This window comes from Sphingobacterium shayense (assembly GCF_013179575.1).
Taxonomy (GTDB): domain Bacteria; phylum Bacteroidota; class Bacteroidia; order Sphingobacteriales; family Sphingobacteriaceae; genus Sphingobacterium; species Sphingobacterium shayense.
In genome coordinates, this window is record NZ_JABMCQ010000018.1 from 1 (window position 1) to 13378 (window position 13378).

Consider the following 13378-nt stretch of genomic DNA (forward strand, 5'->3'; position numbering starts at 1 on the left):
CTGCAAAATTCGAAATCATCGACTGGATACGATCTAACAATCGCAGCCAAACAAAGCTAAAAGATCTCGCGTATCATCTCCCCAACGCCAACGAGAGCATCGAAGAACAATTCATCGCAAACGAGCTCGGTATTCATATTCAGAACGAGGTCAGAAAAATGCCGAAGACCATGCAGGAGGTATACCAACTGAGCCGCGTAGAAAATATGCCTATCAAGGAAATAGCCAACCATTTGGCGCTTTCCGAGCAAACTGTAAAAAACAATATCACACTAGCAATCAGCAAATTAAAGCTTAAACTAAAGGTATTTTAATCTATTTCATTTTTTTTCGGTACCTCCGCCCTTTCTATACGGTAATAGAAGTGTATGGATGAAAACGACAAGATAAAAACGCTAAAAGATCTACTAGCAAAATACCGACGAGGAGAATGTACACTCGAAGAGGAAAAAGCAGTTGACAGATGGCTTGATGGGCTTGATCAAGATCTAGGGGTCAATACCCACGTTAATCCTCCGAAGGATCTAGCGAGCACAATCTATGATAACATCCTGACAGATAGCCAAGAAGTCAAAAATCCAGGTCGAAAATCTCGCCTGATAATTTGGTCCACGACGATAGCAGCGACAGTTCTTCTAGGCCTCGCTTTTTGGTTCCATACAACGAATCACACAATAACTTCCCAAACAGCTGCATTACCTGTTAATTACGACAATGGCGACGTACTACCCGGAAAAAACTTCGCAACCCTCTCCTATCCAAAAGGTGAAGTGATCGAGCTTCCAAATCCAGATTTACGCCAGTACGCCAAAAATGAAAATCAAACTTTAAAAATTAATACGCCTGTAGCCTCAACCTACAGCGTTCAACTCGAAGACGGCACGCAGGTTTGGCTGAACGCTGCCAGTACAATCACTTACCCCGAGAAATTTGACAAAAACCAGCGTCGTGTTAAATTGACGGGTGAAGCTTATTTCAAGGTTGCTCATGATGAAAATCGGCCATTCTTTATCGAAGCCAACGATGCAACAATAGAAGTCCTAGGAACGACATTCAATGTGAACGCTTATGACAAAAGTGTCCTCACCACATTGGTTGAAGGTTCTGTAAAAGTTAAATCGGCAGGACAAAATAACATAATTAAACCCGGCGAACAAGCGCTATGCCGTGATGAAAAGATTCACATCTCGCGGTCGGATGAACAAAAAAACCTGGCTTGGCAAAGAGGTGAATTTTATTTTGACGGTAACAACTTAACGGAAATCTGCGAACAGATTAGCCGCTGGTACGACGTAAAGTTTGTAGGCATAGAGCGCCTCTCTCCCAATTCCTCGTTCAAGGGCAGTATAGCCAGAAACCAAAATCTATCACAAACACTCAATATTCTATCTATTGCAACGAACGGAAGTTTTCAAATAAAAACGGGAATTGTAATAGCGCAACCTATATAACTAACAATAATATGCTGGATAAATGAAAAACGAATAAAAAGACTTTATCGATTTATCAATAAAGGGGGATGTTGGAGCATCCCCCGATAAAGAGGTATAAAACATCAGATCGTAACTAATAATTTATTGACCCTTTAACATTTACAAATTTATGATTTATTTTTCTTCTTTTTCCCAACGGGAAAGGAATGGCGCCCGTAGTAGGCGATCCGTCTTAATGTTCTTAATCACTATGAAACTTATAATCTTGTTGAGCCTGGTCTTTTCCTTTGGGGCATACGCCTCGGGGAATGCACAAAACATCTCAATCGACATGAAAAATGTAGCGCTCGAAGAGGTGCTCGAAGAGGTATCAGCAAAAAGTAAGCTACGCTTATTCTACGATCAGAACGCAATTAAGAATCTTCGTGTTGCCGAACTCACCATGTCCAACGCCTCGGTGGCATCCATACTTAAAAAAGCCATACGCGGGAAAAACTTAACGTTCCAAATCGTTGATAAAACAATTATACTTAAAGAACGTCATCAAACTGATATCGAAATATCGGGAGCGGTAAGCGACCTTAATGGACCAATAGAAGGAGTAACAGTAACCGTCGATCAGAAACCAAGTTTATGGACGCGGACAGACAAAAATGGCCACTATTCCCTTCGTGTTCCAGAAAACTCAAAATTAACGTTTCGATACCTCGGTTATGCCGACCAAACATTTGAAGTTAGCAGCCAACAAGTGCTAAATGTCACTTTAGAAGTTGAATCATCCATGGTCGACGAGGTCGTCGTGGTAGGTTATGGTATACAGAAAAAAGCTAATTTAACCGGAGCGGTAGACCAAATCGACAGCAAGCAGATTGACGCATTCAAAGCTACCAACCTTGGGGAAGCCCTTGCTGGACAAGTGCCTAACTTAAACATCGGAATAAGTGATGGTAAACCCGGACGAGGAGCTTCATTCAACGTGCGCGGGAACACTTCAATTAATGGGGGTTCTCCTTTGATTTTATTGGACGGCGTACCTATCTCTTCTTTTGAGCTAAACAATATATCACCACAGAGCATCGACAACATTTCTATTCTCAAAGACGCCTCCTCTGCCGCGATATACGGTGCCCGTGCCGCATACGGGGTCATACTGGTAACGACCAAAGAAGGGATCGATGGAAAACCGCAGATTAATTACAACAATAACTTCAAATGGGGGAAAGCGACTAAAATTCCTGAGGTTTACCAAGGACTCGATTATTTAGAAATACAAGAACGGGAATTTAATGGCAACATCGGGCAAACTTATTACACAGATGCACAGGTGCAATACCCCTACGATGTCGCAGCAGACCCATCGTTACCACTTTATGACTTGCAAAATATCGGTGGTAAAGCGACGCTTCTTCTGGGTGGTCCGGTGAACAACTATTACAAGGATTGGTTTCGCACTTATACTCCGGAACAAAACCATAATTTAAGCATCCGAGGAGGCTCCGACAAATACAAATATTTCTTATCGGGAGATTACAACAACGAAGAGGGTAATCTGAAATTTAAACCGGAAAAAATCAACAGATTTAATTTTCGCGCTAACAACAGCTTTAAGGTTTCTGACAATGTTACTATCTTCAGTAAAACATCGGCAACGATGCGTCGAGACGATATTCCCAACACTTACCTATATGGATTTAGCTCAAACCCATGGCGGTTTATTGACAACACCAACCCGTTGATGCCAGAAACGATACAAGTTGATGGCGAAACGATTCCTACCGACATCGGTTTCTACCGCCAGTTTATTGAAAAGCAGTCAGAATATAAAACCAATACCAGTAGCTTCTTAAACACCTTCGGAACAGACATCAAGCTGCTCGATGAGTCGCTTACTTTGCATGCCGATTTATCATACATGTATTATCATTGGTATAGAAACCGTTGGTGGGATAACACTGGCCCCTATCTTTCTCATTCATTCAACAACAGAAACACCATTCTATCGCATTACTCAGATGCTGGCCCCGCGAAAATATACAAGAGTAATACAGAATCTGAAACCTTTAATGTAAACGCATACGCGAACTATAAGAAATCCTTAGGCAGACATAATCTTGATATCACCTCGGGCTTCACTTTCGAAAACTATAATAGCCATTACGAAACGGTGACTCACCAAGACCCGATATTAGGTCTTGATGAGCATTCTTTAAACCTAGCAACAGGTATCTTCGAAGCCAGTGACGACGACGATAAATACGCGAACAGGAGCATCTTTTTACGGACAGGATACAATTTCGACGAAAAATACCTTATCGAGTTAAATGGCATGCATAATCTGACCTCTAAATTCAGTAAGGCGTCCAGAGGAGCATTCTTCGGCTCGGTTTCCGCCGGATGGAAAATTTCCGAAGAACAATTCTTTGAACCATTAAAAGGGGTGATAAACTCCCTAAAAATAAGAGGATCATACGGCGCATTAGGAAACCAGAACATTGGATCTTTTGATTATCTATCAATTTTGAGTATGACAAGGTCGCCGTATCTGCTGGATGGAGAACAATATACCTACACCGGTGTACCGAGTCCCAAATCGGAGAACTTCACTTGGGAAACGTCGAAAACGGCCGATGTAGGGCTTGATGCCGCTTTAATGAATAACAGGTTATCTATCGTGTTCGATTATTACCAACGCAATACCGACAACATGTTAGCTCCGTACCATTCCCTACCGTCCGTATTCGGAGCCACCGTTCCCAAAGAGAATATCGCTTCGCTAAGAAACCGCGGATGGGAACTATCCCTAGGCTGGCAAGATCAAATAAATGGTCTCCACCCCTTCCAATATGGCGTACGATTCAACATTTCGGACTACTCCGCAGTTATTACCGATTACTATAATCCAACCAATTACTTAGGTGATTATTACGTGGGACAGGAACTAGGCGAAATTTGGGGACTAAATACGTTAGGCTTTTTCCAAACAGACGAAGAAGCACAAAACAGCCCTCTTTTACAAACGAGCAGTTATCGCCAATTCGCGAGTGCAGGAACCATCAAGTTCGAAGACTCCAATGGCGACGGCGTAATAAGCAAAGGCGATTGGACATTAGAAAACCATGGTGACTATCGCATCATTGGCAATACAACACCAAGGTATCAGTATGGACTTAACTTAAATTTTAGCTACCGAGGGTTTGATCTAAATGCATTCTTTAAAGGCGTCGGCAAACGGGACATCTATCCGTCTGCGGAGACGGCAAATTTCTGGAGCTCGTATAACAGGAAATATCAAGTCCTTCTTCAACACGTAGTCGAAAATAGATGGACACCGGAAAATCCGGACGCCTATTTCCCTAAACCTCAAGGCTATATCGCTTTAGGCCAAAATGATTTGGGTGTTCCACAGACCCGGTACTTGCAAAGCGCAAGCTACCTGAGATTAAGCAATTTGATATTGGGTTACAACCTTCCTCCCACTTTCCTTAAAAATGCGCTAAGCAACGCCCGGATATATGTTGCAGGAACAAACTTATTTGAATGGACAAAGCTGCACGACACATTAGATCCTGAAGGATTAGAAAAAGATCCTGACGCAAGCCAAGGCAGTGTAGGTATGGGTACAGCCTATCCAATACAACGTACGTTTGCATTTGGGATCGAAATTGGTTTTTAACATTAAGAAATTGACAAAATGAAAAAATTAGGTATACTATTCTTCAGCCTCATATTATTTAGCGCCTGTGAATCACAGTTCGATCAATTCCCAGAAACGCAGGTGGCCGAATCCCCATCATTATTCAAGAATGAAGCAAGTTTAAAGACATTCACCGATGGTTTTTACAATAGCCTTGATCATAACAGTATCAAAGACGATAAGTTTTCCGATAACATGGAGCATATCACGACGCCACCAGCGATGCGCTCGTCTAACTACACCCTGCCAACGGCGTTGGGAAGTGGCGGTTGGAGCTGGAGCGAACTGCGCAATTTAAACTATTTCATTCAGAATGTGAACGAGCACACCGAGGATGTGGCACTCAAACAAAAGAATCTAGCTATCGCAAAATTTTTCAGAGCGTGGTTTTACTTTAAAAAAGTACGCACTTTCGGAGACGTTCCTTGGTATTCTTCCCCATTAAAAACAACAGACGAAACAGAATTGTATAAGCCCCGTGATCCACGTACGCTTGTAATGGACAGCGTAATGCAGGATCTTAATTTTGCCGTGACTTATCTCGGAGAAGAAACCAGCAAAAACCAAATTACCAAATGGACAGCCTTAGCGCTCCAATCCAGAATTGCGCTATTCGAAGGAACTTACAGGCTTTATCATAAAGAGACTCAGTTACCTGATGCAGATAAATTTATTGAGATCGCTCGAGATGCGGCTAAAGAATTAATGGACTCTAAGAAATACGGCATATATACAACGGGCAACTCCGAAAAAGACTACGCTTCGATGTTCCAAATAGCGGAGGCGCCTACAAAAGAAGTAATCCTTGCCAGATCTTCTACACAAAACTTTATTTATTACACGCCAGAGTTCACATCAACTTCCAACGGGAACTACGGAGCAACATTTTCGCTTATCAGTGACTATCCGATGTTAGACGGAACTTCCTACTACCAACAAAATGCAGGAAAGATTGAAAACAAGTCGTATCATCATGAATTTCAGCAGCGCGATTTTAGATTGCCGCAATCTGTCGTCCATCCTGGCTACATAAGAATTGGCACAACAAATAAGGCCGTAAATGACTTCGCAGAGAACAGAACCGGATATCAGGTTACCAAGCGTGTTGGTCCACCTATTGAAGACCAAGGTAGCGATAACAGAGACGTAATATTGATTCGTTACGCTGAAGTTTTGTTAAACTATGCTGAAGCACAAGCCATCTTAGGGCATCTGACCCAAGGAGATCTGGACGAAACGGTCAACCAATTGAGAAGTCGAGCGGGAGTACAACAAAAATTAACCCTGCCGCTAACGACGGACGAGCTGCAATTGTCTCGGTATAAAAGAACAACAGATCCTGCCATCCTAGAAATATGCAGAGAACGAAGGATAGAGCTAGCTTTTGAAGGTTTACGTCGAGACGACCTAATCCGTTGGAACGAAGGTCACCTTTTCCGTACAGAATATCATGGAATTTACATTCCTGGGTTCAATCAGTTAATTGATCTCGATCAAGACGGAAACCCGGATCTTTATGTCATAAAAAGCACGGATAATGCACCTTCCGACCGAGTCTCTGGTGTACAATACTTTAAGCTGTCACCGGTAAATGGACTTTCTAATGGTGAATCAGGTCGTCTGATGCCCTATAAAAATGCGAAAAAGCCATTCCAATCCTGGGAATATCTTAACCCAATCCCTTTAGAAGAGTTAACATTAAACCAAAATCTTTCACAAAACCCTGGTTGGGAAAATTTATAACGATATGATTAGATTTTTAATTCCGATACTTCTTATAATCACAGCGTGGTGTTCGGAAGTTAACGCTCAGAATCTCCTACAGGAAGGATACTACGTCGCTTGCGGAGACAGCAAGCTGCTGATCATTGATCCGTTAAAATCTACGGCAACGCATACAGAAATATTATGGGAATGGGATGCACAGACGGCCACGGATATTCCAGAAGAATACAAAAGCCTGTTAGTAAGCCTTGATGAATGCAAACCAGTATTGGACAATCGCAAGATCTTAGTCTGCTCGTCCTCGGGTGCAACGTTACTTATCGATGTGAAAAGTAAAACAGTAGAATTCTATGCAAAAACGCCTATGGCACATTCGGCAGCGATGCTGCCGAATAATAGAATCGCTGTTGCCAACTCTACCCATAAGCAGGGAAATAGTCTAGAACTTTACGAAATCGGAAAATCTGAAACTCGGCTGTTCACTGATACTTTATATTCTGGACATGGTGCGATTTGGTTGGAATCCTCTGAGAGTCTCTATGTTTTAGGCTTCAATCGGCTAAAAGCGTACTCCTTAGAAGATTGGGACAATGATAATCCCAGCTTAAAGCTAGAAAAAACGTGGCTGCTACCAAATGCAGGGGGACATGATCTTTCCATGGGAAAGGACGGTAAGCTGTTAATTACAACACATCATAATGTCTTTAGCTTTGACACGGCTACTGGCCAGTTTACCGAATTTGTACCGCTCGCAGGAAAAGAAAATATAAAGTCTTTAAATTATTTCCAGCACGAAAATAATTATGTGTACACCATCGCTGAAGAAAGTTGGTGGACCGAGAACATCTACGAAACAAATTCTAAAAAAATAATATCGTTACCTGGCCTGCGGCTCTATAAAGTTCGCGTAGTCCAATAATGGAATTGAGGTATGTTCGGTTTGAGCAGACAATGATTAGCTTTTTCATGCTGCTCAATCCGAACATTCTATTTGACAATAAGGATCTATTCGTAACGTAGTTTTTGATTTTCCCTTTAGAATTCAATGTCTATTCACGCATTCTCAAAAGTGCAGGTTAATCACCTCCCCAAAAAAATGATCGAATCATCCATTATCCGCTTCCAACGCGTGACAATTAACGGGCCGTTGATCTAAAAAGCTATATTGAAATATGCGTATAATGTGAAAACAGTTCGACGCATATAACGCGAAATAAAATTCCCATACCGTAGATACCTAAATCTCCTACAAGGTTTTAAGTCACTATTTTTCAAATTTCTCTTTGAATTGTTAAACAGGAACAATACATTTGCACAATTTAAATTAAGTCTAAATAAATTTAAAGACAACCTCTACACATAATTATGCGAAAAATTTTACTCACATTGTTGTTTGTCTTGCCGCTGATCGTAGTGGCGCAACAGAAAACTGAAATTGCGGGAACGATTTTCTCTTCGGATGGTAAGCCCGCCGAGGGAATTACTGTCAAGCTAACGCCGCAGGAATTTACCGTATTTACAAATACCAAGGGGAATTTTGTGTTCCGAAATGTGCAGCCGGGCACTCATATTTTATCTATTTCAGGCGTCGGTCTGCAGCCGCAAAATAAAGAAATTCAAGTCACTACAGAACGACTGAATATTCCGACTATTTACCTCTCTGAAGATCGTGCAACCTTGGAAGAGATTGTTGTCAACGGCATTGCCAATAAGTACACAAAAAAGAGTAGCCCCTATGTCGGGAAGATGCCCCTGAAGAACCTCGAAAACTCCCAGTCCTACACTGGTATTACAAAGGAATTGCTACAAAGTCAAGTAACTACTAATTTCGACGATGCATTAACCAACGTATCAGGTGTGGATAAATTGTGGTCTTCTACGGGCCGCCCTGGCGATGGAGTGACTTATTACACCCTTCGCGGATTTGCCACGCAGGCGGCGATGGTCAATGGGGTTGTTAGTATTGCCAGCACGAGTCCGGATCCTTCCAATATAGAAACCATCGAAGTGATCAAAGGTCCATCCGGATCGCTGTACGGTGGCGCTGCTGTCGGCTTTGGTGGACTCATTAACAATGTAACAAAAAAACCACTTGACACCCTAGGTGGCCGTTTTAACTACATCTTAGGCAGCTACGATGAACACCGCGTCACGGCGGATGTATATGGCCCTTTAACTGCCGACAACAAATTATTAGGAAGATTAAATGCCGCCTACACCCACAACGGAACATTTCAGGATGCCGGCTTTAAGAAATCTTTATTTATCGCTCCATCCCTTTTATACCGCCCGAATGAGCGTTTGAACATCCAGTTTGATGCGGAAATCTATCAGAGCAAGGGTACCAATCCGTTAATGGTGTTCCTCAATCGTTCCAGACAACTAATCGCACGCACACCTGAGGAACTACAGTTTGATTTCAATAAATCGTATACGAATAATGACGTCACCTTTAAAAATCCGACGACCAACCTGCGTGGTAACGTGACATATCGTATCAATGATCAATGGACATCGAATAGCACTCTCGTTTACAACAACCGGAAGGCTGACGGGTATTTTCAGTATGTGATGTATATTGAAAATAGCGATACACTTATCAACCGCTACGCGGGTGATCAAGATTATACGGCGAAAACAGTAAATGCACAGCAAAATTTTGTAGGAGACTATAACATTGGTAAGATGCGCAATCGTACTCTAGTAGGGTTGGATTATCTTTTTCAACAGGCAGAGACGCACAATTCCCCATACGTGTTGGTCGATCAGATCAATACCTCGTATGATGACCCTGATTACTACAAATTTAATGCGGCTAGTATAGACGCTGCAATCGCGGCTTCAACCGGCGCCGAGACGAATAACCGAAGCCGAACACAGGTCTTGGGGGCCTATGTATCCAATGTATTGGATATAACACCTAGCCTACATTTAAGCTTAGCTTTGCGTGTAGATTATTTTGATAACAAGGGGACCCACAATTTCGATAAAGACACAACAACAGGTGCATTTAACCAAGTAGCTTTCTCTCCGCGAGCGGGCTTAGTCTATGAAGCCATCAAAGATCAGTTATCCTTCTTTGCCAATTATCAAAATGGTTTCAAGAATGTCTCCCCCGTTATTCAGCCGCTACCGGATATATCCGGAGACTTTAAACCGCAGCAAGCTAAACAAGGCGAAGCTGGCATCAAGCTAAACATGTTCAATAATCGCCTAGGATTAACAGCTAGCTATTACAATATTCGTGTAAGTAATATGACACGCGGTGAATCGATAGAACGAGATGGCGAAACCTATAACATTACCGTACAGGACGGAACCCGTTTGAGCAAGGGTATAGAGTTCGACCTCACAGCAGCTCCTTTGGATGGGCTAAACCTGATATTTACGTATAGTCACAATAATAGCAAGATTACCAAAGCCGCCGAAAGTGTTAATAACCGCCGGCCGACAGAGGCTGGTCCTAAAAACCTAATGAATGTTTGGGCGAACTACGTTATTCCAACTGGTGCTGTTAAAGGCTTAGGTTTCGGTGCAGGTGTAAACTATGCCAGTGAAAACCTCATCACCGATAGCGCACCCACTGGTCAATTTACATTACCGGCCTATACCTTGTTCAATGCCAGTATTTCCTACACCTACAAAAACTATGAGCTGGCAGTAAAAGGAAATAACCTTACAGACAAAACGTATTATGGTGGCTGGACAACTGTAAATCCAAGGATGCCTAGAAGTATCTTAGGTAGTTTGGCTTATCGCTTCTAACATTAAGGAGCTATCGACTTTCACATAAGGTAGGTAGCTCTGTTTCTTCTTCCTGCTTTCTTCTGGAAACAAGATTAGCTATAAACGTTGGGTTTGAACAAATTACCCGTCAACAAAACAAGGTGGAAACAAAAAAACCTTTTAGGGTTTGATTTTAACGTTTTTCCCATTTCTATAAACAATCAAATACTGTCCTTTTTTTCTTTTTTCTTCAACTAACCGTTCGTAAGATAATTTAAGACCCTCCATAATCTTATCTCTTATCTCAGAGGGGTTTCTTTTTACTGTCGCGTTTTGATTTGATGTTTCCGCTACTGTCGAGATTTTTTGCTTACTTTTCATCATAGTATTCTCTTATTCCACTAAACTTTTTCTGATTGACCACTTCTATTACGCCAGACTCATAATGTGCAAATAATTCAGAAACCCCATCCGAATTGTCAACTATTTGAGCTTCATCAACGATTGGCAAATAAATATCGAATAATTTTTTGATTCCGTTTAAATACCGCCTCTCAATTACATCGCTTTGGATGTTGTGCCCACCTTCGGATACTCGTTGTTCTACACGTGTCTTTGCTAATTCAATATTGTTTAACCAAAAATAGACCAAAATGACATAATATCCATTCGATCTAGCATCAAGAATTTTCCTTTTGTAACTTTTGGTCGCTAAAGTTGTTTCAAAAGCAAAACTTTCTCTATCCTTTAATAAACTATTAATTCGATGAATCATTATCCTTCCTGCCTCAATGGCAACTTTTTCGGGTTGAAAAGGAGATAAACCTTTCGCTATTTCATCTGCATTTACAAACTCCTTACATAATAATATTTCAGGCAAAAGGTATACGACGCTGTAGTTTTCCCTGCCCCCCTGCAGCCAGCAATTATATATAAATGTTTACCCGTCATACGTTCAAATTCACAAAAGATTTGCGATGTTATCTTAATTCTTTCTTTACGATAGATTAATTTTCCTCCGTTATGTCATTATTTTTTTTCTAGCGGCTAAAATTCACGAGAAACTCTGTTGAAGTATTCCCTAAATAATTGCAATACAATTTTAATTCTTAAATTGGACCTTTAAACCTATTAGTCTTATAGCTTTTTATACTATTGAGACTGAAATTGACTTTTTTCGCTATGTATTCGCAAATGGATGAGCAGAATTTTCGGATTGTATTTGACAAATACTATGATCGAATATATTCAGGCTTTTTAAAAAAAACGCAATCACATGAGCTTGCCCAGGACTTGACACAGCAAACGTTTATCAAGTTCTGGAGATACCGAGACAGCTACACCTCCGAGTTACCAGTTGAAGTACAACTTTTTCGTAAAGGAAAATTGATATTCATCGATTGGCTCCGTAAAGAAGCGAAAGATCGTCAGATGATCGATAGTCTCAAGCAGCAGGACAAAATTCCTATCAGCGAGCTTTCTAGCGACCTCAAAGATTCTTTAAACAGGGCCATCAACCAGCTTTCCCCCATCAGAAAAGAGGTATTCAGCCTAGCTTACATCGAAGGCTATAGCCATAAAGAAATCGCGCAGAAGCTTAATGTTTCCGTACGAACAGTGGAAACTCACGTTTACAAATCAATAAAACAACTACGCAAAGTGCTCGCCCTGGTCTACATCGTCCTTCATCTATAAAAATATTTTTGGGACGCGTACGTAGTTTCGGTGTATTGAACGTACATATAGATAACACGACCCAAATTGTAAACTGTGAGAGAGGAAATTTTAAAGAAGTTTTTATCCAATAAATGCTCCTACAAAGAGTGTGACTTCGTCGTGCGTTACCTAGAGGACCACGAAGATGAGCTGGATAAAATCCAACTCTTCGAAGATATTCCTGAAAATGAATTAACCTTTACCTCTTCAGAAGTAAAACAGCATATCCTTCATTCCATTCTTCATACGAAAGCACCGGTCGTTACACTTAAACGGCTCCTTATTGCAGCAACAATATTGATCGCAGCAACATTCCCTTTTTACAAAACAGGAATGCATGATATCGTAAGTGAGGATAACCTACGGATCAGTCTTACCAATACAAGCAGTTCCAGCCTTTGGCATCTATTGCCCGACAGTAGTCGCGTGAAATTAGAACCGCAGTCAAAACTAGTCTACTATTCGAACTTTAACTCCGATCGAGCTATAGAACAAGTCTCTGGCGAGGCGACCTTTTATGTGTATCCTGACAAAGAGCATCCCTTTCACGTTAACAATCGGGGTATAAAGACAACGGCACTAGGAACGATATTCAGCATTTCCGATTACAACAAAGACGAACTCCTTATCAAATTGCTTGAAGGAAAAATCGTTGTAAGCAAAGACATCAACCAAGACGACCAACAGGTGTTTCTTAACGACCAAGCAACCCTTATTATAAACACGAATAACTTCCATCACCAGTTGATGCTGCCTGCGAAAGTCAATTTCAAAAAGGCGTGGGAAGAAGAAAAGAAAAACAGCAGATCGAATTACTCGGTCAGCACCATCGCCTGGTCAAACAGAGTTGTCAATTTTAAAGGTGTGACCAACGCCGACTTATTTAGCATCATGGAACGCCTCTATTCCGTAACCATCGATGTGGAGAACACGAAAATCATTAACGGCAACTTCACTGGAAATCTTAAACAAAATGATAACATAGAAAACCTATTGACGATTTTTTGCCAAATAAATGAATGTCAATTCAGTAGGGACAACGATATTATAACAATCAAATAAGCAATACACGAATAACCAATAA

The 13378-nt window shown here is 41.3% G+C and carries 9 protein-coding genes; 8 read left to right on the forward strand and 1 reads right to left on the reverse strand.

Annotated elements, in window-relative coordinates:
* The 6 genes from HP439_RS04005 to HP439_RS04030 form a co-directional block, all read left to right on the forward strand.
* A partial coding sequence (locus HP439_RS04005) for an RNA polymerase sigma factor (RefSeq protein ID WP_172389060.1) occupies positions 1–314 on the forward strand: 314 nt, incomplete at its 5' end.
* A gap of 54 nt (positions 315–368) precedes the next feature.
* Positions 369–1451 carry a FecR family protein gene (locus HP439_RS04010; protein WP_172389061.1) on the forward strand — a complete coding sequence of 361 codons (1083 nt, stop codon included), beginning with the start codon at positions 369–371 and terminating at the stop codon, positions 1449–1451.
* 232 nt (positions 1452–1683) lie between these two features.
* Positions 1684–5106: a TonB-dependent receptor gene (locus HP439_RS04015; protein WP_172389062.1), complete on the forward strand. Its 3423-nt coding sequence runs from the start codon at positions 1684–1686 to the stop codon at positions 5104–5106.
* A gap of 18 nt (positions 5107–5124) precedes the next feature.
* Positions 5125–6870, forward strand: a complete 1746-nt coding sequence (locus HP439_RS04020; protein ID WP_172389063.1) for a RagB/SusD family nutrient uptake outer membrane protein — start codon at positions 5125–5127, stop codon at positions 6868–6870.
* 4 nt (positions 6871–6874) lie between these two features.
* Positions 6875–7771, forward strand: a complete 897-nt coding sequence (locus HP439_RS04025) for a DUF6528 family protein (protein WP_216657759.1) — start codon at positions 6875–6877, stop codon at positions 7769–7771.
* A gap of 446 nt (positions 7772–8217) precedes the next feature.
* Positions 8218–10617 (forward strand): TonB-dependent receptor, encoded by a 2400-nt coding sequence (locus tag HP439_RS04030; RefSeq protein WP_172389064.1) that lies wholly within the window; start codon positions 8218–8220, stop codon positions 10615–10617.
* Positions 10618–10948: 331 nt separating this feature from the next.
* On the opposite strand, the gene HP439_RS04035 is transcribed toward HP439_RS04030, so the two are convergent.
* Entirely contained in the window at positions 10949–11458 is a 510-nt protein-coding gene (locus HP439_RS04035; RefSeq protein WP_246229215.1) for an ATPase, read from the reverse strand.
* 302 nt (positions 11459–11760) lie between these two features.
* Between HP439_RS04035 and HP439_RS04040 the strand changes: the two genes are divergently transcribed.
* Together HP439_RS04040 and HP439_RS04045 are read left to right on the forward strand one after the other, a co-directional pair.
* Positions 11761–12273 (forward strand): RNA polymerase sigma factor, encoded by a 513-nt coding sequence (locus HP439_RS04040; RefSeq protein WP_172389065.1) that lies wholly within the window; start codon positions 11761–11763, stop codon positions 12271–12273.
* A 75-nt stretch (positions 12274–12348) separates the two neighbouring features.
* Positions 12349–13356 (forward strand): FecR domain-containing protein, encoded by a 1008-nt coding sequence (locus HP439_RS04045; protein WP_172389066.1) that lies wholly within the window; start codon positions 12349–12351, stop codon positions 13354–13356.
* Positions 13357–13378 lie beyond the last annotated feature (22 nt).